The sequence below is a fragment of the Brucella sp. 22210 genome (genome assembly GCF_052045675.1).
GTDB lineage: Bacteria > Pseudomonadota > Alphaproteobacteria > Rhizobiales > Rhizobiaceae > Brucella.
The window spans coordinates 36,921-60,113 of record NZ_JBQEPD010000022.1 but is presented as its reverse complement, the minus strand read 5'-3'; the positions used below and the strand labels follow the sequence as shown (position 1 = coordinate 60,113).

The following is a 23,193-nucleotide window of genomic DNA, read 5'->3' as shown; positions in this document are numbered from 1 at the left end:
ATCTTTTACAAAAGCCGCCCATTTCGGGCGGCTTTTTCTTTTGAACCGACATTTTGTGGATTGAGTTTGCCAGTTGGCGTGGAAAATTATTCCATCCTTCCTTGAAGGGCAGGGCAGTTCCTCATACTTTCCCGGCAAACAGCTCGGCCAAAGATGAAGGATGGAAGCTATGCTCCAATCGGTTCTAGACGCAATCGGTAACACGCCATTGATTCGTCTCAAGAAGGCTTCCGAAATCACCGGTTGCGAGATTTACGGCAAGGCTGAATTCCTCAATCCGGGACAGTCGGTCAAGGATCGTGCAGCGCTTTACATCATTCGGGACGCGGAAAAGCGCGGCCTGCTTCGTCCGGGTGGCGTGATTGTCGAGGGAACGGCGGGCAATACCGGCATCGGTCTGACTCTTGTCGCCAAGGCGCTTGGCTATCGCACAGTCATCGTCATTCCGGAAACGCAAAGCCAGGAAAAGAAGGACGCGCTGCGTCTGCTCGGTGCGGAACTGATCGAAGTTCCAGCAGCACCTTATCGCAATCCCAACAACTATGTGCGCCTGTCGGGGCGGCTGGCTGAACAGCTTGCCAAAACCGAACCGAATGGCGCGATCTGGGCCAACCAGTTTGATAATCCGATCAATCGTCAGGCGCATATCGAAACCACAGCGCCTGAAATCTGGCGCGATACCAATGGCAAGGTCGACGGTTTCGTGGCGGCGGTCGGATCGGGCGGCACGCTTGTCGGGACCGCCTTCGGCTTGAAGGATCACAATCCTGATATCAAGATTGGGCTCGCCGATCCCTATGGTGCAGCGCTCTATTCCTATTACACGACCGGCGAGTTGAAATCCGAAGGCGATTCGATCACCGAAGGCATCGGGCAGGGACGTATTACGGCTAATCTGGAAGGCTTCACGCCTGATTTCTCCTATCGTATTGCGGATGCCGATGCGCTCGATGTCGTGTTCGATCTCGTGGAGAATGAGGGGCTTTGCCTCGGCGGTTCTTCCGGCATCAATATTGCCGGTGCGATCCGACTTGCAAAAGATCTCGGTCCGGGCCACACAATTGTAACGGTGCTTTGCGACTATGGTAATCGTTACCAGTCGAAAATGTTCAATCCATCCTTCCTGCGCGGCAAGAACCTGCCGGTGCCGGGCTGGTTGGAAACCAAAACCGAAATAGACATCCCATTCGAGGAATAAAACAATGGCCTATGAGACCGATGCGCTTTTCCGTGAAGATTCCTATCTTTCAACGGCGGAGGGCAAGGTTCTCGCCATTACCGAGACTGGCGGTATTATTCTCGACCAGACAAATTTCTACGCGACCTCCGGCGGACAGCCGGGGGATATCGGCTTTTTTGAACGCGCCGATGGATCGCGGATCGAGATCGCAGCCACCGTTACCGGTGAAACCAAGAACGAAATCGTCCATATGCCAGCCGAAGGGCAGGCAGCACCGACAGTCGGTGAGGCGCTCGTTCTGCATATTGATTGGCCGCGCCGCTACAAGCTGATGCGCATGCACACTGCCTGTCATCTTTTGTCCGTTGCCTGTCCGTTCCCGATCACCGGTGCGGCAGTGGGCGAAGATGAAAGCCGTGTCGACTTTGATCTGCCAGATCCGACCTATACGAAGGAATTCGTGACCGAAAAGATCATGGAACTGGTCAAAGCCAATGGTCCTGTTTCGATCAACTGGATCAGCGATGAAGAATTCCTCGCCAACCCCGATATTGTGAAATCGAAGAATGTTCGTCCTCCCGTCGGGCTTGGCCGCATTCGGCTTGTTGCGATTGGTGAAAATGGTTCGGTGGATTCCCAACCATGCGGCGGCACCCATGTGTCTGAAACGCAGGAAGTAGGAGAAATCCATATCGGCAAGATCGAGAAGAAGGGCAAGGAAAACCGCCGTTTCCGCATTCGCTTCGGCGCCTTGCCCGAAGCTTGAGTATTTGAGGAGCATGATCATGGCTGAGAAGAGCGCATTTGTCGTTTCACGCGACTGGCTGAAAGAACGCTTGGGACAACCGGGGATAGCAATCGTGGATGCGTCCTGGTATCTGCCTGCCGCGGGTCGCAACGGTCTTGAAGAATATCATGCAGCGCATATTCCGGGCGCGGTCTTCTTCGATCAGGACGTGATCGCCGACAAGGATTCTGGCCTGCCGCACACCTTGCCGTCGCCGGAACTCTTCGCGCAGCATGTCGGCGCGATGGGCATCACCGCCGACGAGACAATTATCGTTTATGACGGCCCCGGCATGTTTGCCGCCCCCCGCGTCTGGTGGATGTTCCGTGTGATGGGCGCCAAAAATGTATTCGTTCTTGATGGCGGTTTCGATGGATGGAAGGCCGCAGGTTATCCCGTGACCGACGAGCCGACGAAGATTGCAGCCTCGCTATTCACGCCTGCTTTCGATCAGGCTGGCGTTGTTGCTTTCCCGGAAATGCGGGAGATCGTCGACGAGCGCCGCGCGCAGGTTGCCGATGCGCGGGCCGCCGGACGTTTTACCGGGCGGGACGCCGAACCGCGTGCGGGCATGCGTTCCGGTCACATGCCGGGCGCGCGCAACGTTCCTGTCGGCACACTGTCGGAGAATGGCGAGCTGAAAGATCTGGATAGTCTGCGTGCGATCTTCGATGAGGCAGGCGTCGATCTCGCCAAGCCTGTCGTCACAAGCTGCGGTTCCGGCGTCACAGCGGCGGTCATCATGCTGGCGCTAGCCTCGCTCGGCCATAAGAATAACCGGCTCTATGACGGCTCCTGGAGTGAATGGGGCAGCAAGCAGGATACGCCGGTGGTGACGGGCGAAGCCGACTGATCATGGTCGACAAGCTTAAAGCTCGCATTACGCATCTGGAAATGCAGACGCGACCGGCGCTTTCCGTACCGGTTCCGTCTGGCGTGCGGCTCGCCATCATGCGGGCCAGCGACATGCCGGTGCATTTCTATCGCTACCTTTACGAACAGGTCGGTCGGCAGCATCACTGGATGATGCGCCGCGTGCAAAGCGATGCGGAAGTGGACAGCATCATCCATGCGGATACGAGTGCGATCCACGTGCTCTATGCGGATGGCAATCCGGCCGGTTTCGTGGAACTGGATTTGACCGCTATGCCGGAAACGGCTGAAATTCTTTATTTTGGTCTGATGCGTGATTTTCAGGGGCGGGGGCTTGGCAAATTCTTTCTCAGCGAAGCCATTTCCGCCGCATGGGCCCATGGACCGCAGAAAGTTGCCATCCACACCAATACGCTCGATAGCCCACGCGCATTGCAGCTTTATCAGAAGATGGGATTTGTTCCGGTCGGATGGTCGGAGGAAGAAGTCACTCCATGGGCGGACTAATTACCGGGTAGATTAGCCGCGCGCGACCTCGCGGCCATTGGTGATGGAAACAACGGAAGCGCTCGCCAGTCGGGCGCTTTCTTCGTCCAGAACCACGCAATTGCGTCCACGTTGCTTGGCCTGATAGAGGCAGCGGTCGGCGCGGCTCATCACTTGCGAATTGCTCTCGGTTTTTGGAGCGGACGCCACGCCGATGCTGATCGTCAGAGGATAGACCTGATATTCCGTCGAATGAAAAGGCGTGCCTTCCACTTCGGTGCGGATGCGCTGCGCCACACGGACGCCCGTTTCGCTACTGGCGCCCGGCAAGAAGACGCAAAACTCTTCGCCACCGATACGCCCGACCAGATCGCCCTTGCGTGTCACATTTTGCAGGGCAAATGCGATCAGCTTCAATGCGCGGTCGCCAGCGCTATGGCCGAATGTATCGTTGATGGCTTTGAAGTGGTCGGCGTCGATGACCATCAGCACGCCCGTTTCAATACGCGACCTGCTGATCTTCATGGCATCGAACAGGGCTTCACGATTGAGCAATCCCGTCATGTGATCGACGCGCGCCCGCGCCTGCAATTCAATATGCGCCCTTTCAAGTTGGTTATAGGCGTCTCTCAGCTTGTTATGCTGACGGAAAATATAGGCGAGCGACGGGAAGGCCGTCGCAATGGGAATGCCGGAGCTTAGCGCCAGCGCAACAATGCCCGGCCGTGCGCCCGAAAAGGCAGCAACCGTCCAGGTGAGCGACACAGAAAACAGCACAACAGAAAGTGTTATGACACCTGCTTTCCATAACGCTGCTTTCATTTCCTAACTCCCCGTCCCTGGATCAGGATTATTTAATTGTCACTCGAAACCTTACGTTGAGGGAGCAATTGATTGGAGGGCTTATAAAAGCATCTGCGCGTCAGGAAAAGATGCCAAAAGGTATGATTGCAACTTTTCCACGAACAGTTTCCCGAAAGACACAATTTAGGGTTTTATCACTAAAGACTGATCAAGCAAATTGTATTGGGGGAGCGGGGATAATATCGGGATTTTCGAATAATCTAACCGATAATTGTAATGGCTAACATAAGGGAAGGTCGGAAACAACCGCCTGCGGGTGACGGAGGCGAGCTTTTCGAAGCGCGCAGATGGCCAGAACGCTCCGAAAGAACTCGTCTCACGTCGAGAGTGTTGTCTTGCGACAAATGTATAATTTTGGAGGTTTAATCGGCGTAGAGCCGGGTGAGGGCAGTGGTCGTCAGAAGATGGCGAGATATTTCAGAAGAGAAATGATACCAATGATGATCACGATAACTTGAGCGATCTGCTTCACCTTTGCATCCAGCGGAAGCATGTTGATCAGATAAAGCACGAGGAAGATAACAAGAATTGTTATCAGAAGGCTGATGAGGATGGACATAGCTGTTCTGAACCTTCCTGGAACGGCACTGTTGTCGTTTGTGTCCGACGGCCGCTCCTCCAGAACGCCAGACTAAACATTACACGGAAAACATGGGGCAAGTTCCCAGTTTCGTCCGTGGCATTCTCGTTTCCAGTTTGAAAACGATATGCCGGATAACGTTTCGCTTTAGAGAAGGTTCCGCTCGATTTGTGAGCGGGCATGGAGACTGATGGCCGGTTATGAACCGCCGGCCACCATAGGCGGGAATATTATCGCTGCTGCATGCTGCCGTTTTCGCGACGACGCATATGCCAGCTGAAAGCTTCTTCCAGAAGATGTGGCGTATGACCGCCACGCTTGCAGGCGCGCTCGAAATAATCATTGAGCTGGTCGCGATAATCGGGATGCGCACAATTATCGATGATGACACGGGCACGCTCGCGTGGGGCGAGCCCCCGCAGATCGGCAAGGCCCTGTTCCGTCACCAGAATATCAACATCATGTTCCGTGTGATCCACATGAGTGACCATCGGCACGATTGACGAAATGGCGCCGTTCTTGGCTTCCGACTTGCTGACGAAAATCGAGATATAGGCGTTGCGCGCGAAATCACCCGAACCGCCAATACCGTTCATCATATGGGTGCCATCCACATGAGTGGAATTCACATTGCCATAAATGTCGAACTCAAGCGCCGTATTGATGCCGATGATGCCGAGACGACGGATGACTTCCGGGTGGTTGCTGATTTCCTGTGGCCGCAGGATCAGCTTGTCGCGATAGCGGTCGATATTGTTGAACACCCGTTCACCGACTGCCGGGCTGAGCGTGATTGAAGCGCCGGAGGCATAATCCAGCTTTCCGGCATCAAACAGCTCGAAGGTGCTATCCTGCAGCACTTCACTATACATGCGCAGATTGTGGAACGGACTATCGGCAAAACCGTTGAGCACAGCGTTTGCGATGGTGCCAATGCCGGCCTGAAGCGGATTAAGCGTCAGATCGAGACGGCCTTGTGCCACTTCATCCTTCAGAAAATCGATCAGATGACCGGCAATAGCGATGGTTTCGCTGTCGGCTGGTTCGACCGTCGAGGCGCTGTCATTTTCCTGCGTGATGACGATGCCAGCGATTTTCTCGACCGGGATCGGAATATAGGGCAGGCCCACGCGGCTGTCGCAGGCGGTAACCGGGATCGGGTCGCGGGTAGGGCGCTTGGTCGGGATATAGATGTCGTGCAGACCTTCCAGCGCCATAGGCTGGTTGAGATTGACCTCAACGATCACCTTGTCGGCCAGAATGGCGAAGCTTGCCGAATTGCCAACCGAGGTGGTCGGAATGATACCGCCACTTTCGGTAATCGCCAGTGCCTCGACAACGGCATAATCAATCGGGCCAATCTGGTTGGAGCGCAATTGCTCGACCGTTTCGGACAGATGCTGGTCGATGAACATGACCTCGCCGCGATTGATCGCGGAACGCAGCGTGCGGTCAACCTGAAACGGCATACGGCGGGCGAGCACATGGGCTTCAGTCAGAATCTTGTCGACGTCGTGTCCAAGGGAAGCGCCGGTGATAAGCGTAATCTGAAACGGATCGGTTGCCGCACGGGCCGCCATAGCGACCGGCACGGCCTTGGCGTCACCGGCGCGTGTAAAGCCGCTCATACCGACAATCATGCCATCCTTAATGAGGCTGGCTGCCTGTTCCGGGGTAATAATCTTGTCTCGCAGCGAAGCGTTTCGAATGCGTGCTTCCAACATCTATAACTCTACCTTCTATCCCATCCAGCCAGCGGGCCGGGAAGCCCGTTCGATGTGCATCGTGACCAAGAGTTGGCCGAAAACGCGAGTGCTGGAACCCGTGTCGGGTCATACAACATGTACAGGACGATTACATGCTGCTTTGGTCTTAGACCGTTTCAGGTTCCAAACACGTTTCAGTCATTCTCACGATGCGGGCAGTGAGGGAATGATTTTAATCAAGCGTAGAATTTGTCAATCGCTGATCAGATTGACCGCCGGAACAGCCTGACGGGCAGGGTGCATTCGTGTGGCCAGAATGTGTATGTTACGGCCCATCGGCAGAATATATTATAGGTAATTCTTATATTTATACAGTATAGTTGATATTTGAAAGAAAATTTGCAATCATAATTTCTATATATATGGTTATTTTGATATTCGGTTTTGATAATGTTTTTATTTTCATTGGGTAATATAAAATATAGGATTATATCCGCCCTTCTTTTCACTGCGTTCTTGGCGGTGTTTTCCGGCGCGGCTAATGCTCAAGGGCCAACCGAGACATCAAAGCCGGTACAAGTTGGCATTTATGTCAGCGAGCCCTTCGTCAATAGTGACGGCAATGGCTATTCCGGCATGGCAATCGATATCTGGCAGAACATCGCAGCGCGCCTGAATATTACGTCGCATTATGTGGAATATCCGAACTATGGCGACCTGATGAAAGCCGTTTCCGATGGTAAGATTGATGCAGCCGTCACCAATCTTACCATCACCGAAAACCGTGCTGAAATCGCAGATTTTACCTATCCGTGGTTCGATGCTGGTCTGCGTATCATGGTACATACCCAGGCCGGGACGGGATGGGACGACCTTATCGAACGTCTCAACAGGGCTGGTCACTTGACCACCTATGTCTGGATTCTGGGCATTCTTCTGGTGGCAACGCTGTTTCTGACGCTGTTCGACAGACGCTTTGATGAAAATTTTCCGAAACGCTGGCGGGAAGGGCTGGCGGAGAGCTTTTATCACGTGGTTTCAATTGCCACGTCCGGCAAAAGCTCACGTAAAAACCTGTTCGGCTGGATAGGACGTGTGTGGCAAACGTTCTGGATGGTTTTTGGCATCGCCATTATCGCTTATGTCACGTCATCGATCACCAGCGTGATGACCGTTGCGCATATCGACAACACGATATCGAGCTTGAGCGATCTTCAAAGAAAATCCGTCGGCGTTCGAACCGGCAGCGTTGCAGAACAGTTTCTGAAATCCCGATCCATAGCCACTGTATCGTTTGATCATTTGCCGGAAGCTGTTTCCGCTCTCGTCAATGATGAGATCGCGGCGATCGTTGCTGATGGTCCTGTGCTGGAATATTACACACATCAGCATACCGATGAGCCGCTCGACCTTGTTGGCGGAGCATTCAGCCCGGATAAATACGGTTTTGCGTTTCCACGTCACAGCGCGCTTGTCCAACCAGCCAGCGTGGCGATCATAAGTCTGCACGAGAGCGAGGAAATCGCGAAGCTTAGAACCAAATATTTCGGTCCTCCGAGTTGAGAACGGACGTGCGCTATCACGGAGCAGTTGTGTGACGTAGCTGGAAACGAACGTGAGAGCAGCTTGCCGCTAGGCTACGAGCGATCTTACATCGTTCGGGAAGTCGATGAGGAGCAGGCGTTTTCTATCGGTTCATTTGCTGCTTTTTGTTCGTTGAAACCAACGCGAGACCGACTTCAAGCTAGAACCCACCCAGCTTCATACGTTGATCACATAAGATAGATTATGGAACTAGAAGATATCTATTCCGCGTAGCAAATCCTATCGAGACGCTTCGGCCGGCCTTCTGCAAATCAGGCCTATCAGTTCCCGCTGAACCGTATGATCATGCATTGATAATGCGGTTCAGCTCAATCGTCGATGATGGACGTGTCAGCGGCGCCGTGCGACATAAAGATGTCCAGGAACTGGCGATCCTTGCTCGCTGCGCACGGTGATGTTCTCGCAGCGAATGCAGTCCATGCCGTGTGCATCCAGCATTGCCGTCACATATGACTTGGCATGCGCGAAGCGCTGATAATCGCCAACCATGAAGGCCCGGCCCGCAAAGCGCGCTTCGTCCTGTGTTTCGCTCGAAAAGCCGAAATAGCCGTCCGGCTCGAGTTGCGTGGCCACACCTGCAAAGAAGCGATCCAGCTCGCCCATGTAAGGCAGCACGTCGGTCGCCACGATCAGATCCCAATTGTCCTCAGCTGTCGTTTCAAGAAAGCGTACCGCTTCGCCAACGAACAGCGCGTCATAGTCGCCTTTTTCAAACGCGACTTCGATCATGTTTTCAGAAATGTCCACGCCAGTCTTGTGCGTCGCCATATCGTCGAGCGCGTCAGCCGACAGACCGGTGCCGCAGCCAAGATCGAGCATGCGATCACGGTGAAACTCCTCATTGATCTCCAGCAATATTTCGCGCAGCTGTAGCGGCACGTCATAGCCAAGCTGGTCGACGAGAATCGTGTCGAACATTTCGGCATGTTGGTCGAACAGCGTCGCCACATAGGCGTCGGGCGCTTTCAGTGGAACAGCGCCGCGTCCCATGCTGGCAAGCCGCACGGCTGCGCCGCCGTGATCATCAGGATCGATGGCCAGAACTTCTTCATAGGCTTTTGCAGCACCGTCAAAATCGCCAGCTTTTTCAAGCGCGAGCGCACGATCATAGGCTTCCGCCAGAGCGTCTTCATCGAAAGATTTGTTCTCGGTTTGCGCCATTACCGTATGCCTTTTCAAAGTCTGTATAGTGCGGCAGCTTATTTATGATCGGCCAGTTTGCGCGCAATCACTGCGCAAGCCATAAGCTGAATCTGATGAAACAGCATCAATGGTAGCACAATACTGCCGACATTGGCGCTTGCGAAAATGGCGCTGGCCATAGGCGCGCCACTGGCAAGGCTTTTCTTGGAGCCACAAAACATGATGGTTATGCAATCGGCGCGATTAAAGCCCAGTCGCTTGCTCCCGTACCAGGTGATCAGCAGGACGACAATCAGCAATACTATATTGACGCCGACCATCATCACCAGATCGTCCCAAGAGACTGATTTCCAAAGACCTTCCACGATGGCTTCGCTGAAGGCCAGATAGACAACCATCAGGATGGAGCCGCGATCCACAAAGCTGAGCGGCTTGCTGTTACGCCGCATAAAGCTGCCGATCCAGGGTTGCAGAATCTGACCCAGAACAAAGGGCAGCAGCAATTGCAGCAGAATGGCTTCAAACGCATCAAGCGAGATGCCGCCTCCTCCACTCTGCACCGCAAAAAGCAGGCCCACCAGAAGCGGTGTGAGGAACATGCCGAAAATATTCGATGCGGAAGCTGAGACAATTGCAGCCGAAACATTGCCGCCCGCCATGGACGTGAAGGCAATGGACGACTGAACCGTCGAAGGCAGCACGCAGAGATAGAGAATGCCGGTATAGAAGGCGGACTGCGCCAGACCGGGAATGACCCAGCCGACTGCGAGCCCCAGGATCGGGAACAGCACGAATGTCGACAGGAAAACTGCCAGATGCAGTCTCCAGTGGGTGATGCCTGAAATAACGGCTTCTCGCGAAAGACGTGCGCCATGAAGGAAGAACAGAAGGCCGACAGCGACTTTCGTCGCCATGCCGAACCATTCGGCAAATTCGCCCTGAACCGGGAGCACCGATGCCAGCAGAATTGTGGCGATCAGCATTGAGGTGAATTTATCCGGCAGGAAGCGCATTGTTTCGTCCAATCTTGTTCGGCGCGCCTTGGGGAGGATCTGGCGCCGCGTCGCATCCATGAAACATGGGAGATATTCAGGGACATGAGCCCTGTTTTGCGGGGCCTGTTTATTAAACGCATCGGGCCTGTTTTCAATCCTTGATGGTTGAAAAACAGGCCTGTTTGCTTCACTTTTCCGGGATTTTCTTGCGATTAACTGGCAGCGCCCGCTTTATTCGTAGCCGTTAGGGTTTTTTGACTGCCAGTTCCACATATCCTGGCACATCTCGCGCAGGTTCTTTTCGGCTGACCAGCCAAGGAAGTCGTTGGCAAAGGTCGGATCGGCATAACACTCAGCAACGTCGCCCGGACGGCGTGGCGCGATTTCATAATTGATCTGGCGGTTGGAGACGTGCTCGAACGCCTTGACGACATCGAGAACGCTATAGCCCTGCCCCGTACCGAGATTAACCGCAAAGCATTTTGGTTCATCCAGCTTTTTCAGCGCCTTAAGGTGACCGGCGGCCAGATCGACTACATGGATGTAATCGCGAACGCCGGTGCCGTCCGGCGTTGCATAATCATTGCCCCAGATGTTCAGCTTTTCACGGCGTCCTGTCGCAACCTGGGCGATGATCGGCATCAGATTGTTCGGAATGCCTTTCGGATCTTCGCCAATCAGGCCGCTTTCGTGAGCGCCGACGGGGTTGAAGTAGCGCAGAATGGCGATCTTCCAGCTATAGTCGCTGTTGTAGAGATCGCGCAGCATTTCTTCGATGATGAGCTTGGTACGACCATAAGGATTTGTCGCGGAGAGCTGCTGGTCTTCGGTGATCGGCAGCTTCTGCGGATCGCCGTAAACGGTCGCGGATGAGGAGAATACCAGCGTTTTGACGCCGGTTGCTTCCATCGCCTGCAACAGCCGCAACGTACCCAGCACGTTGCAGTCATAATAATGCAGCGGCTTTTCGCTCGATTCCCCCACGGCCTTCAGGCCCGCAAAGTGGATCACTGCTGTGCATTTATGACGCGTGATGATCTGTTCCAGAAGCGCGCGATCACGAATGTCTCCTGGCTCACGAATGGGTGCGCGACCGGTAATTCTCTCGATCCGGTGAAGGGCTTCCGGGTTACTATTGTCGAAATTATCGACCACAACCACTTCATGGCCTGCCTCGATCAGCTGAACGCAGGTATGAGAGCCGATATAGCCGGCGCCGCCAGTCACAAGAATTGTCATCGATCAAGTATCCACTTGTTGAACATGCCGCCCCGATGTGCGATCCCGAGCTGACTATGCAAAATCGGCAACGGACTTCAACCCGTTCCAGATGATTCTTTGGGAACAACTGGAAACGGAGTTAGCGAAGTTTGATGGAGCGCAGATGACCCCTTCCCGCAATATAGACCGCCTGCTTGAGATTATGGCTGCTCTTCGCGATCCGAAAACCGGCTGCCCGTGGGATGTCGAGCAGAGCTTTCGCTCGATCATGCCTTATACGCTGGAAGAAGCCTATGAAGTTCTCGACGCTATCGAGCGTGACGACATGGACGATCTGCGCGAGGAGCTGGGCGATCTTCTGCTACAGGTGGTATTCCATGCGCGCATGGCCGAAGAGCAAGGCAGTTTCGATTTTGGCAATGTGGTAGAGGCGATCACTCATAAGATGATCCGCCGTCACCCGCATGTCTTTGGAGATGAAGAAGCCCGTAGCGCTGGCATGGCCAAAGGCTCGTGGAACCGGATCAAAGCGGAAGAGAAGGCGGAACGCGCCGAACGCCGCGCAAGTCTCGGGCTCGACACGCATGAGAATAACGGGTTTCTCGACGATATTCCAACCAACTTCCCTGCCCTCGTTCGTGCGCTGAAATTGCAGCAGAAAGCGGCAAAGGTCGGCTTTGACTGGTCAGAGGCTGCGCCGATTCTCGACAAGATTTCCGAAGAGACTGCCGAGTTGAAGGAAGCAATGGCGGCACAGGACAAGGCTCATATCGCGGAAGAATATGGCGATCTGCTCTTCGCCATGGTCAATCTTGGCCGCCACCTCGATATTGATGCTGAAACGGCGTTGATCGCGGCGAATGATAAATTCAAGCGGCGCTTCCATTTCATCGAGAAGACGCTGGATGAGGCCGGAAACAACCTTGGTTCAGCAAGCCTCGAAGAAATGGAAGAAATCTGGACCGAAGCCAAGAAAAAGGGGCTGTAATCAGCCCCTTACTTATCGGACCATTTCGGCCGGAACATCTGATAGACGCTCTCCGTGGTGGCGTAATCCATATAACCGAGACGCGTCACGGGTTTCACCTTGGCTATATCAACCAGACCGTCCGTCAGAATACTCTCGTCGATATGGACGCCGACGACTTCACCGATGACCATGTAATTGTCGGTCGGCTTGCCTTCCTTGTCCTGCAATCGCCTGATGTCGACAGCAACGCATTCCAGCGAGGCATAGGCCTCTTTCACACGCGGAGCGGCGATGATTTTCGATGGCGCACGGGTCAATCCGGCATACTCGAACTCGCTGGTGCCGCGCGGTGCGTCGACTGACGACGCATTCATATGCGTCTTGAGGTGCTCACTCACCAGATTGGTTGTGAACTCACCGGTTTCCTCGATGAAAGTCACGCTGTCCTTGATGCCGCTGGATGAAAACATCACCATAGGCGGCGTATCGCAGATCGCATTGAAGAATGAATATGGAGCGAGATTGACCGCTCCATTCTTCGAACACGTTCCGATCCAGCCGATCGGGCGCGGTGCGACAATTGCCTTGAAGGGATTGTGGGGCAATGGATGCCCCTCTTTCGGCTCATAAAACATTGTGATTTCCTCGCCTTGGGAAATAGTTTTAAAGCTCTATCTTATTCCGCCCATGGGCCGGAATAGTCGGAAACGATCTTGTCCATATCTGCACGGGGACGCTCCGGCATCTTGTTTTCTGCGGTGCCGATATGAACGAAACCGGCCACGCGTTCATTCGGCGCAAGACCGAGATATGCGCGCGACGGTGCATCGTCCGAATACCAGTTGGTGATCCAGTTGGTCGCATAGCCAAGCGCATTGGCGGCAATGCAGAGGTTCATCGCGACAGCACCTGCCGACAAAAACTGCTCCCACTCCGGGATGCGCTCATGTCCGACGGGCGACGACACAATGCCGATAACGAGCGGCGCGCGCGAAAAGCGGGTCAATTCCTGTTCCTTGCGGCCTTCGGGCAGCGGGCCTTCGCGTTCTTCAGCGCGCTTGACCAGAAACTCCCCTACCCGTTTGCGGGCATCACCACGGTAGAGAATGAAGCGCCAGGGCGTCAGGCGACCGTGATCAGGAACGCGGGCTGCCACTTTAAGCAGTTCAGCCAGTTCTTCGCCTTCTGGTGCTGGAGCGCCAATTGCTGAAATCGGCGTGGAACTACGCTGAGCTAGAAAATCGAACACCGGATGCGCCACGGAAAACCTCTCGACTGGAACTTGCTAAAACCTGAATTGCCACTCCTGTTTAGAGAGGGCCGCCTCTTCTCGCCCGTTGCAACGGTGGTGTAAAGTCAAAACTCGGGGAAACCGCAGCACGGTGATGGCTAAAAAATGCCGGTGTCATTATCGATTTGGCCTTGAATTCGACACCCGCATGGGCTCAAAAAAGCTATGTCGGTTTTCAAACTTCTGCCTTGCGTTCAAACATCACGATATTTTCGCGGCGAATGGCTCGCTGTAGCGCTGCTGACCGTGATGTCGGGTGCGTCTGCATGGGCACAGGGCCTTGACCCTGCTGCCGAGGCAAGCGGCGGATTGAATCTACCCGAACCCCCGCTCAATCTGCCGACGCTCAGCCCCTATGCGTCACCCACGAGCCCGGAAAACAATCCGTTGATCAAAACCACCGAGCTGGACCTGAAGGCCCGTCTCATGGATGACGGCGCCGACATACCGACGGGGTTGGTCTGGCGCGTTTTCTCGCCCAATGTAGGGCCGGACGGGCAATTGCCGCTGATCGCCAGCGCACAGGGCGGCAGCGCCGCATTTAATCTGCCGGAGGGAAGCTACCTCGTGCATGTAGCCTATGGGCGCGCCGGTGCCACCAAGCGCATAACGCTTGGCAGTAATGCCCGGCACGAGCTGATGATGCTCGATGCGGGCGGCATGAAGCTGAGCGCGGTTCTGCCCGACAAGAGCAAGATTAATGACGATCTGCTGCGGTTCTCGATCTATGCGGACGAGGACAACAGCGAACGCTCGCTGATCGTCCCGGATGTGAAGCCGAATGCCATTATCCGGCTCAACAGCGGCACTTATCACGTTGTCTCCAATTATGGCTCCGCCAATGCCATTATCCGCGCTGATATTCGCGTCGAAGCAGGCAAGCTTACCGAAGCGACGGTCGAGCATCGCGCTGCGGAAATGACGCTGAAGCTTGTGCGCGAGCACGGCGGCGAAGCGCTGGCCGATACGTCATGGTCGGTTCTCAACGCTTCGGGCGATGTGGTGCGTGAAAGCGTGGGCGCCTATTCATCGCTGGTTCTGATCGAAGGCGATTATGTCGCTGTGGCGAAGAACAAGGATCGCATCTATCAGCGGGATTTCAAGGTTTCGTCTGGCAAGAATGAAGAAGTCGAAGTCATTGCCAACAAGGAATTCGAGGCATCTGACGATTCTTTGGATTAATAACAATTTTCGGTTAGGCTATTATTTATAGCGCCATATTGGTGTTTTACGATTTCATTTTTCGACTATTCTTGTATTCGCCACTTTAATTTTCTTACACGGTATTCAAATGAAAAATCTTATAATTTTGACATTTGGCGTTCTTGTAGCTTCACAGGCTTATGCAGGGGCTGCGGAATTGAGCGCAAATCAGGGCATGTCTCCGGCCCAATGTACGCAATGGGGTACCGGATGCCTCCCTCCGCTTCCGATTGACTGCAAAAAGCTACCGCCACAGTGGTGGCCGATCTGCACTGGATCGTAAAAATAGAGAAGACCGCGCCTCGGCGCGGTCTTTTTGTTTGGAGCGAAGCTCTTGTTATCTGCCACCATTCTTGAGGCGAATCAGATCCGGAGGGGTTGCCTCTTCAACAAGACGGGCCATCGCCTCATCACGCGTCATCGCTTCCTGATCGCGAGAGCCGAAGCGGCGCATATTGACCGTCTGTTCTTCCGCTTCACGCTTGCCGCAGACGAGAATGACCGGAACCTTCTGGAGCGAATGTTCGCGAACCTTGTAGTTGATCTTCTCATTGCGCAGATCGGTGACAACCTGCAGACCGGCAGCCTTCAGCTTTGCAGCTGTTTCGATGGCATAATCGTCGGCGTCTGACGTGATCGTCGTCACCACGACCTGAACCGGCGCGAACCAGAGCGGCATGTGACCGGCAAAGTTTTCGATCAGAATGCCGAGGAAACGTTCCATCGAGCCGCAGATGGCGCGATGGATCATGACCGGCTGGCGCTTTTCCGATTCATTGTCGATGTAGAACGCGCCAAAACGTTCCGGCAGGTTGAAATCGACCTGCGTGGTGCCGCACTGCCATTCACGGCCAATGGCGTCCTTCAGCGTATATTCGAACTTTGGTCCGTAGAACGCACCCTCGCCCGGCAGGATGCCGGTCTTGATGTCGTCCGACTGCTGTTCGATCTGTTCGAGAACAGTCATCATCACGCTTTCAGCGCGATCCCAAAGTTCATCCGAACCGACGCGCTTTTCAGGGCGGGTCGAGAGCTTGATCGTGATCCCTTCAAAGCCGAAATCTTTATAGACCGACAAAATGAGATCGTTGATGCGCAGGCATTCGGCAGCCATCTGCTCTTCGGTGCAGAAGATATGCGCATCGTCCTGCGTAAAGCCGCGCACGCGCATCAGGCCATGCAAAGCGCCCGACGGTTCATAGCGATGCACATTGCCGAACTCGGCGAGCTTGATCGGCAGATCGCGGTAAGACTTGAGGCCGTGCTTGAAAATCTGCACGTGGCCCGGGCAGTTCATCGGCTTCAGCGCAAAGACACGGTCGTCGTCGGTGTCGTCACCGGCAACCGTTACCTTGAACATGTTGTCGCGATACCAGCCCCAGTGACCGGAGGTCTCCCAGAGCGACTTGTCGAGCACCTGCGGCGCGTTGACTTCCTGATAGCCATGGCTATCGAGGCGACGGCGCATATAGCTCACCAGATTCTGGAACATTTTCCAGCCCTTGGCGTGCCAGAACACGACGCCCGGTCCTTCTTCCTGGAAGTGGAAGAGGTCCATTTCGCGGCCAAGACGACGATGATCGCGCTTTTCGGCCTCTTCAAGCATATGCAGATAGGCCTGAAGGTCGTTGTCGTTCGCAAAAGCGGTGCCGTAGATGCGGGTCAGCATCGGATTGTTGGAATCACCGCGCCAGTAAGCACCGGCAACCTTCATCAGCTTGAAGGAATTGCCGATCTGGCCGGTGGAAGCCATGTGCGGACCGCGGCAAAGATCGAACCAGTCGCCCTGGTAATAAATCTTGAGGTCCTGACCTTCCGGAATGGCATCGACGAGCTCGACCTTGTAGGCCTCGCCCTTGTCGGCAAAAACCTGCTTGGCCTTGTCGCGCGACCAGATTTCCTTGGTGAACGCCTTGTTGCGCTGAATGATCTCGCGCATCTTCTTTTCGATCACCGGCAAATCGTCCGGGGTGAACGGTTCATTACGCGCAAAGTCGTAATAGAAGCCGTTTTCGATGACGGGACCAATGGTGACCTGCGTACCCGGGAAAAGCTCCTGAACGGCCTCTGCCAGAACGTGGGCCGTATCGTGACGGATCAGTTCAAGCGCGCGTGGGTCTTCGCGGGTGAGAATCTCGATCTTGCCGGAAGCGCCAAGCGGATCGGAAAGATCGCGCACGGTGCCGTCGACGGCATAGGCCACTGCCTTTTTTGCGAGAGATTTGGAGATTGATTCCGCGAGTGCAGCGCCGGTGGTCGACGCATCATAGTCCCGTACGGAACCATCGGGGAATTGCATGGAAACGGTATTCGACATTCTATTCGTCCTTATCCAGTCCCGCCAACGATTGCGGGTGGTTCATGATCATGCGTTGTCAGTATTGTGAGGCTTCTAGTATTTTTTGTCCGGCCAGTAAAGCGCGACATCCCGACAGGGCTATTTGTCGGGATGTAAAAACAAACGGTAAATGGGATGTCAGCCCTTGATGGGCAAGCAGTCGATACGCTGCTTCTTGAGCTTGACGCAGGCCTTCTCAGCAGAAGCAGAATCCTTGAACCCGCCGAACCAGACGCGATAGACCTTGCGGCGCTTGCCGTCCGGCGAAATCTCGCCCTTCAAACCATGAGCAACCTGATCCACTGCGGGGCGCAGCTTTTCCTGAAGCTCTGCGGCTCCAGCACGCGTCGGTGTTGCAGCAAGCTGGATACGCCAGGCTGCGCCTGCCGATGCCACGAGATAGCCGCCATCGCCCTGCTCGATCTGGGAATCGTCGATCAGGTCGGCAACTGAATCCTTCTTCGGGGTTTCTTTCGGCGATGGAGCAAAAGCGACCGGCTTTGCCATCGCCACAGCCGTCCCCTCGCCGCTGGAATTGCCATAACGGGTCAGAAGCTTGGCCATCTGGCCGTCGCGCTCACCTGCCGAACCGGCGCCCAGAACCACACCGACAAGATGCTTGCCGCCGATAATGGCGGACGAAACCAGATTGTAACCGGACACGTTTGTATAGCCGGTCTTGATGCCATCGACGCCGCCATAGCGGTACATCAGATTGTTGTGACCGTTATAGTCTCGGCCGCGATAAGTGAACGAGCGCTGGGAAAACAGTGCGTATTGTTCCGGAAAGTCGCGGCGCAACGCCATACCAAGCACAGCCATGTCGCGCGCTGTGGTAAGCTGGGTCATATTGGCGGTCAATCCCGAAGGGTTGACGAAGAAGGTGCTCTTCATACCAATCTGGCGCGCGCGCTGCGTCATCAGACGGCCGAAACCGGCTTCAGATCCGCCGATATATTCACCCATTACCGTCGCGGCATCATTGGCCGAAATGATGATCATCGCATTGACCGCATCACGCACCGAAATGGTCTGCTCCGGCTTGAGCCAGAGCTTCATGCGCACCTTGGCGGCGGCATTCTTCGAGATGGGCATCTGGTCATCCCAGTGCAGGCGACCTGTCTTCAATGCTTCAAAGGTGATGTAAAGCGTCATCATCTTGGCGAGCGATGCCGGTGCACGCTGGAAGTTGGCGTCGTCCTGCCCAAGAATGCGGTTGCTGTCAGCGTCGAACACGACCCACGAGGGCTTCGCCATTGCTGCGGAACCACAAAGAACAGTGGCTCCAAACGCTACGGAAGCAACGAAACGTGCGATACGGGACGACGATGTCAGCATGATGGCTCGCGGATTTAAAAATGCTAGCTGCATTTGCAGGCAAATTGCGGCCTGAAAAAGACCATAACGATGCCTCAATTCTTATTCCCTAAGAAACATTGATATCGTTAATGAATTCTAAGCATCGTGCAAAAAATACAGGTATTTAGAGCATTTCCAGTAAATGTGCGTAGCCGGTTTGCGCAGAATAATGCGCAAAAACAAATAGATAGGCCGTCTCCACGATTCTGTTTTGAACCGGAACTGCTCTAGTGGTGAGGGGCAGAGCAGCGCCAATAGCGCCAGGGCAGATACCATTTTAGCTCGCCCGACAATTCGCGCGGCACTGGGTCTATACCATGCGTGCCGAACGGGCCGCAGCGCATAACGCGGAAAAGCCCCATCCAGCCACCGCTCCACAGGCCATGACGCGCAATCGCTTCATAGGCATATTCCGAACAGGTCGGCATATGGCGGCAGGAGTTTCCGATCAGCGATGACAGTGTCAGCTGATAGAATCGGACACATGCTGTGCCAAACACCCTGCCCGGCGTTTTGCGCCAGCTATCGGTGAAATTACGGCTGTATCGCTTTGCTTGAGGCGGCGTATCAGTCGCGTGGTCTTTGCCACAGGAGCACATCGGGTCAGGCGGCCTTGGCTTTGTCTTCGATCTGGCGAATGCAATCGACAACGGCGTCGAAGGTCAAAAGCGTCGATGCGTGGCGGGCTCTGTATTCGCGCACCGGCTCGAAATATTTCAGGTCTTCGAATCGTCCTTCCGGTGACGGTCCATTTTCCTTGAGCATGGCATACATCTTATCACGAACGGCTTTCAGTTCGTCGGCACTTGCACCAATGACATTGCGCGCCATGACCGACGACGACGCCTGCCCCAGCGCGCAGGCTTTCACCTCATGCGCAAAATCAGTCACCACGCCATCTGCCATCTTGAGATAGACCGTGACCGTCGAGCCGCACAGCTTGGAATGCATCGTGGCGACAGCATCCGCTTCGGCCAGCCGACCGATGCGCTCCATATTGCCCGCAAATTCCAGGATGCGTTTGTTGTAAATATCGTCGATCATGTGCGTAAGCCTTCCGCCTGATATGCTGGCCATGCAGCTTCATGTCTTTACATGGTGCCAGCAGTCAGGAACTTCAAATCCGTTCAGAGTGTCAGATTCAGCAAGATTCAGCTGTTTTCGAATCCTGCCTCTGCCGCTTTCATTGCGCCAAAATGATACGAATTTCAAAATCTTGATACCAGTCAGAGAAAAAACAAAAAAATGTTTTTTGATATCAGTTTGAAGTTGCAATTTACTCCCTATATATTAGGCAAGTAACGCCTGCAGTTTGGATGGCGTTGGAGCGTTGGACTTTTAAATATTGTTGAACGTTCTGACGGTCTGTTTTAAGGCATGATATCATACGAAAAACCTTTGTGTTTTTAGATGTCATGTTTTAGCAGGGCACCATAGTGAAGGCATGAAACCTGTCCGGTGCGCTTAAGCCACCGGATCAATACATCGCCCGCTCGCAAAGCGTATCGTTGTATTGTCCGTTTAACTCGTCTCCTCCTTGAAGGAGACTACTGGAGAATACTGATGGACGCGCGCATCCTCAAAGAAGATGACGAATCCGGCCTGCCTTCTAAGAAGCAGGCAAATGTTACCCCGTTGCACGGTAAGCCGACGCAGGCCGACGCGGAAGCTGCAGTTCGCACGCTTCTCCTGTGGGCTGGCGATGATCCGGAACGCGAAGGCCTTCTGGAAACGCCAAAGCGGGTTGCCAAGGCCTATAAGGAGCTTTTCTCCGGTTACGCGGAGAGCCCTGAAGAAGTGCTTGGCACCGTGTTCGAGGAAGTTGCCGGTTATAATGATATGGTGCTGGTGAAGGACATTTCCTTCTTCTCGCATTGCGAACACCATATGGTTCCGATCATCGGCAAGGCGCATGTCGCCTATCTTCCTGACCACAAGGTTGTTGGCCTGTCGAAAATCGCCCGTGTAGTCGATATTTTCGCACATCGCCTGCAAACGCAGGAAAGCATCACTGCACAGATCGCCGACAGCATTCAGACCATTCTGAAGCCGCGTGGCGTTGCCGTGATGATCGAGGCCGAGCATATGTGCATGGCCATGCGCGGTATTCGCAAGCAGGGTTCAACCACCATCACCACCACCTTTACCGGTGAAATGAAGGTGAAGGTTGATGAACAAGTGCGTTTTATGACCCTGGCGCGCAGCAAATAATGCACGATCCCGAAAGGCTCGGCTTTTCGGCTATACATGACATGTTTTTCAGATATTCAGAGGCACGTTGCACAAGCCACGTGCCTCTTATCCATTTCAGGTGAGACAATGACGACCTTCCCTGCCCAGCCTTCCGATAAAAAGACCATTGAAGAAGGTGCGGTGTTCATGCCGCGCTTCGATGCTTCCGGCCTCATCACGGCGGTTGTCACCGACGAGCGTGACGGTGTGCTTCTGATGGTAGCCCATATGAATGCGGAAGCGCTTCGCCTGACGCTGGACACAGGGATCGCGCATTACTGGTCGCGTTCGCGCAACACGCTTTGGAAAAAGGGCGAAACTTCCGGCAATTTGCAAAGCGTGATCGAACTGCGCACCGATTGCGATCAGGACGCCTTGTGGCTCAAGGTTCGGGTCGCTGGCGATGGCCCCACCTGCCATACCGGACGCCGCTCATGCTTCTACCGGCAAGTGGTCACTGAAAACGGTGAAACCACACTGAAAATAGAAAATGGCGGCGGTTGCGATCACGATCATTGATCGCTTTCAAAACGATGTGATGATGCGAATAGGCCTCGCGTCATCAATTTGCAGCATTTATTCTTTGGATACCATGTTTCGCTAATCTGATCGAAACGATGAGGTGTCCAAGGTGATGCTTAACTGGGGGGTACGGCGCAGGACTGTCAGCATAGACGTCGAAGCGCCTGCTCAGGAAGTCATTGAGAAGCCCGAAATCAAGCGCGAGCCGCGTAAGATCGCGCTGGCGCTAGGCGGTGGTGCTGCGCGCGGCTGGTCGCATATCGGTGTGTTGCGCGCGCTTGACGAGGCTGGCATCAAGATCGAAATGATCGCCGGCACCTCCATCGGTGCATTGGTTGGCGGTTGTTATCTGGCGGGCAAGCTCGATGAGCTGGAAGAATTCGCCCGTAGTCTGACCCGCCGTCGCATGTTCAATCTCCTCGACATTACATTTCGTGGCAGCGGCCTGTTTGGCGGCATGAAGCTTGATGGGCGCCTGCGCGAACATCTCGATGGCCTGCGCATAGAAGAGCTCACACGGCCCTTTGTAGCGGTCTGTACGGAATTACGCACCGGCCATGAGATATGGCTGTCGTCCGGGCCGCTGGTGGATGCCATGCGCGCTTCCTATGCCCTGCCCGGCGTATTCGAGCCTGTCCGGTGGGATGAGCGCGTGCTGGTTGACGGTGCGCTCGTCAATCCGGTGCCGGTCTCCGTGTGCCGTGCTTATGAGCAGCGTCTCGTTCTGGCGGTCAATCTCCATTACGACCAGTATGGCCGCGCAGCGGTCATCAAGCATGCCCAGATGCGTCAGGAAAGTCTGCCAGGCGCGGTCCATGGTGAGAAGGAAGCGCGGCTCGGAATCACCGGCGTGATGATGGATGCCTTCAACATCATTCAGGACCGTATTTCGCGAGCCCGCATGGCGGGTGATCCGCCGGATCTGTCCTTGATGCCGGTCGTCGGCCAGATCGGACTTGCCGATTTCCACCGCGCTGCCGAAGCGATTGATGCTGGTTATGTCGAAACGATCAAGCGTCTGGAGGATATTCGGCGTCTTCAGGGCATAGCGAGCTGATTTCTCTCCATTTTGCGAATCCTACGGAATCGGGATTCGCGATTCCAGAGGTTTTTTGATCGCCACGAGCGCTCGTGACGTCTGGAAGACCAGCTCTGTGAAGATTTTTTGAAAAATTATCATTTGCAGGAAGTCTTTGAAAAAGCCCACAAAATAAGGGTTCCCAGTGTTTGAAGGAATGAACGTGCTACGGTTTTTCACATTCTTTTCGAAAAAGATTGGCTGATGATGCAGATGGGGCTTGTGCACCCCAAGGTGATTTGCTAAATGCCCACTCGCCGGAGCAATTCGGCTTCTACCACGGGCGGTCGTGGCGGAATTGGTAGACGCGCAGCGTTGAGGTCGCTGTGGGGCAACCCGTGGAAGTTCGAGTCTTCTCGACCGCACCATTCTCTCTCTAGAGAGTTGAAATCGTTAGATTTTAAGCAAACGCCCTCTGGGGCGTTTTTGTTTTTCCAAGCCCCGCTATAAACAGTTTCAGCCTTGGCCCTCGATATTCCCCCTCTCTGACATAGATGTCTGTGCTAGTTTCCAGACCTAAGCAAAATCATGGAGGATTGCATGAAGATCAGTGCGCGTAACAGGCTTAAGGGCAAGATCGTAGACGTCACCAAGGGCGCCACGACGGCGCATGTGCGTATCGATATCGGCAATGGCGTGATCGTCACCTCGTCCATTACCAATGAAGCTGTTGACGAACTACGTCTCGCCGTTGGCGGCACGGCCTATGCCGTCGTCAAGGCGTCAGACGTCATGGTTGCCGTGGAAGACTGAACCAACA

Annotated in this window: 23 protein-coding genes and 1 tRNA gene; 12 read left to right on the top strand and 12 right to left on the bottom strand. The window is 54.5% G+C overall.

Annotation, left to right across the window (positions count from 1 at the left end; all coding sequences use genetic code 11):
• The first annotated feature begins 169 nt into the window (after positions 1–169).
• From ACTJKP_RS20540 to ACTJKP_RS20525, 4 genes are read left to right on the top strand one after another with little or no spacing between them, the layout of a single operon-like run.
• Entirely contained in the window at positions 170–1,198 is a 1,029-nt protein-coding gene (locus ACTJKP_RS20540) for a cysteine synthase A (RefSeq protein ID WP_138785144.1), read from the top strand.
• A 4-nt stretch (positions 1,199–1,202) separates the two neighbouring features.
• The gene (locus tag ACTJKP_RS20535; RefSeq protein WP_440631970.1) at positions 1,203–1,946 is read left to right on the top strand and encodes an alanyl-tRNA editing protein; all 744 of its coding nucleotides are present in this window, start codon (positions 1,203–1,205) and stop codon (positions 1,944–1,946) included.
• 19 nt (positions 1,947–1,965) lie between these two features.
• A complete protein-coding gene (sseA, locus tag ACTJKP_RS20530) occupies positions 1,966–2,820 on the top strand; it encodes a 3-mercaptopyruvate sulfurtransferase (RefSeq protein ID WP_440631969.1) in 855 nt (284 codons plus the stop codon).
• A gap of 2 nt (positions 2,821–2,822) precedes the next feature.
• The gene (locus ACTJKP_RS20525) at positions 2,823–3,347 is read left to right on the top strand and encodes a GNAT family N-acetyltransferase (RefSeq protein WP_440631981.1); all 525 of its coding nucleotides are present in this window, start codon (positions 2,823–2,825) and stop codon (positions 3,345–3,347) included.
• A gap of 12 nt (positions 3,348–3,359) precedes the next feature.
• Here the strand turns inward: ACTJKP_RS20525 and ACTJKP_RS20520 are convergent, their stop codons facing one another.
• The 3 genes from ACTJKP_RS20520 to ACTJKP_RS20510 all read right to left on the bottom strand — a co-directional run bounded on the left by ACTJKP_RS20520 (position 3,360) and on the right by ACTJKP_RS20510 (position 6,494).
• Entirely contained in the window at positions 3,360–4,148 is a 789-nt protein-coding gene (locus ACTJKP_RS20520; RefSeq protein WP_078338639.1) for a GGDEF domain-containing protein, read from the bottom strand.
• A gap of 439 nt (positions 4,149–4,587) precedes the next feature.
• Positions 4,588–4,749, bottom strand: coding sequence for a Thivi_2564 family membrane protein (locus ACTJKP_RS20515; protein WP_113533570.1), 162 nt, complete (start codon positions 4,747–4,749; stop codon positions 4,588–4,590).
• A 251-nt stretch (positions 4,750–5,000) separates the two neighbouring features.
• Positions 5,001–6,494 carry an acetyl-CoA hydrolase/transferase family protein gene (locus ACTJKP_RS20510; RefSeq protein WP_440631968.1) on the bottom strand — a complete coding sequence of 498 codons (1,494 nt, stop codon included), beginning with the start codon at positions 6,492–6,494 and terminating at the stop codon, positions 5,001–5,003.
• A 504-nt stretch (positions 6,495–6,998) separates the two neighbouring features.
• Between ACTJKP_RS20510 and ACTJKP_RS20505 the strand changes: the two genes are divergently transcribed.
• The gene (locus ACTJKP_RS20505) at positions 6,999–8,039 is read left to right on the top strand and encodes a transporter substrate-binding domain-containing protein (RefSeq protein ID WP_440631980.1); all 1,041 of its coding nucleotides are present in this window, start codon (positions 6,999–7,001) and stop codon (positions 8,037–8,039) included.
• A gap of 372 nt (positions 8,040–8,411) precedes the next feature.
• Here ACTJKP_RS20505 and ACTJKP_RS20500 read toward each other — a convergent pair whose 3' ends face one another.
• The 3 genes from ACTJKP_RS20500 to galE form a co-directional block, all read right to left on the bottom strand.
• Entirely contained in the window at positions 8,412–9,242 is an 831-nt protein-coding gene (locus ACTJKP_RS20500; RefSeq protein WP_440631967.1) for a methyltransferase domain-containing protein, read from the bottom strand.
• Between the two features lie 38 nt (positions 9,243–9,280).
• Positions 9,281–10,237: a bile acid:sodium symporter family protein gene (locus tag ACTJKP_RS20495; protein ID WP_440631979.1), complete on the bottom strand. Its 957-nt coding sequence runs from the start codon at positions 10,235–10,237 to the stop codon at positions 9,281–9,283.
• Between the two features lie 213 nt (positions 10,238–10,450).
• Positions 10,451–11,458, bottom strand: coding sequence for a UDP-glucose 4-epimerase GalE (gene galE, locus ACTJKP_RS20490; protein WP_440631966.1), 1,008 nt, complete (start codon positions 11,456–11,458; stop codon positions 10,451–10,453).
• 145 nt (positions 11,459–11,603) lie between these two features.
• Between galE and mazG the strand changes: the two genes are divergently transcribed.
• Positions 11,604–12,428 (top strand): nucleoside triphosphate pyrophosphohydrolase, encoded by an 825-nt coding sequence (gene mazG / locus ACTJKP_RS20485; protein WP_440631965.1) that lies wholly within the window; start codon positions 11,604–11,606, stop codon positions 12,426–12,428.
• Positions 12,429–12,436: 8 nt separating this feature from the next.
• Here the strand turns inward: mazG and ACTJKP_RS20480 are convergent, their stop codons facing one another.
• Together ACTJKP_RS20480 and ACTJKP_RS20475 are read right to left on the bottom strand one after the other, a co-directional pair.
• Positions 12,437–13,045, bottom strand: a complete 609-nt coding sequence (locus ACTJKP_RS20480) for a flavin reductase family protein (protein ID WP_440631964.1) — start codon at positions 13,043–13,045, stop codon at positions 12,437–12,439.
• Positions 13,046–13,086: 41 nt separating this feature from the next.
• On the bottom strand, positions 13,087–13,671 hold the full coding sequence (locus tag ACTJKP_RS20475; protein ID WP_078338633.1) for a nitroreductase family protein: 585 nt from the start codon (positions 13,669–13,671) through the stop codon (positions 13,087–13,089).
• 195 nt (positions 13,672–13,866) lie between these two features.
• Here ACTJKP_RS20475 and ACTJKP_RS20470 point away from each other — a divergent pair, with 195 nt between their 5' ends.
• A complete protein-coding gene (locus tag ACTJKP_RS20470; RefSeq protein WP_440631963.1) occupies positions 13,867–14,883 on the top strand; it encodes a hypothetical protein in 1,017 nt (338 codons plus the stop codon).
• 358 nt (positions 14,884–15,241) lie between these two features.
• On the opposite strand, the gene thrS is transcribed toward ACTJKP_RS20470, so the two are convergent.
• From thrS to ACTJKP_RS20450, 4 genes are all read right to left on the bottom strand, one after another.
• Entirely contained in the window at positions 15,242–17,221 is a 1,980-nt protein-coding gene (gene thrS, locus ACTJKP_RS20465; protein WP_440631962.1) for a threonine--tRNA ligase, read from the bottom strand.
• Positions 17,222–17,380: 159 nt separating this feature from the next.
• Positions 17,381–18,580: a serine hydrolase gene (locus tag ACTJKP_RS20460; protein ID WP_440631961.1), complete on the bottom strand. Its 1,200-nt coding sequence runs from the start codon at positions 18,578–18,580 to the stop codon at positions 17,381–17,383.
• Between the two features lie 248 nt (positions 18,581–18,828).
• Positions 18,829–19,200 carry a membrane protein insertion efficiency factor YidD gene (yidD, locus tag ACTJKP_RS20455; protein WP_440631960.1) on the bottom strand — a complete coding sequence of 124 codons (372 nt, stop codon included), beginning with the start codon at positions 19,198–19,200 and terminating at the stop codon, positions 18,829–18,831.
• A gap of 4 nt (positions 19,201–19,204) precedes the next feature.
• Entirely contained in the window at positions 19,205–19,645 is a 441-nt protein-coding gene (locus ACTJKP_RS20450) for an iron-sulfur cluster assembly scaffold protein (RefSeq protein WP_440631958.1), read from the bottom strand.
• Between the two features lie 519 nt (positions 19,646–20,164).
• Here ACTJKP_RS20450 and folE point away from each other — a divergent pair.
• From folE to ACTJKP_RS20425, 5 genes are all read left to right on the top strand, one after another.
• A complete protein-coding gene (folE, locus tag ACTJKP_RS20445; RefSeq protein WP_440631957.1) occupies positions 20,165–20,812 on the top strand; it encodes a GTP cyclohydrolase I FolE in 648 nt (215 codons plus the stop codon).
• A 108-nt stretch (positions 20,813–20,920) separates the two neighbouring features.
• Entirely contained in the window at positions 20,921–21,352 is a 432-nt protein-coding gene (gene hisI, locus ACTJKP_RS20440) for a phosphoribosyl-AMP cyclohydrolase (protein WP_078338626.1), read from the top strand.
• A gap of 112 nt (positions 21,353–21,464) precedes the next feature.
• Positions 21,465–22,412, top strand: a complete 948-nt coding sequence (locus ACTJKP_RS20435; RefSeq protein ID WP_440631956.1) for a patatin-like phospholipase family protein — start codon at positions 21,465–21,467, stop codon at positions 22,410–22,412.
• A gap of 304 nt (positions 22,413–22,716) precedes the next feature.
• A tRNA-Leu gene (locus ACTJKP_RS20430) sits at positions 22,717–22,801 on the top strand.
• Between the two features lie 172 nt (positions 22,802–22,973).
• The gene (locus ACTJKP_RS20425) at positions 22,974–23,186 is read left to right on the top strand and encodes a TOBE domain-containing protein (RefSeq protein ID WP_078338625.1); all 213 of its coding nucleotides are present in this window, start codon (positions 22,974–22,976) and stop codon (positions 23,184–23,186) included.
• Positions 23,187–23,193 lie beyond the last annotated feature (7 nt).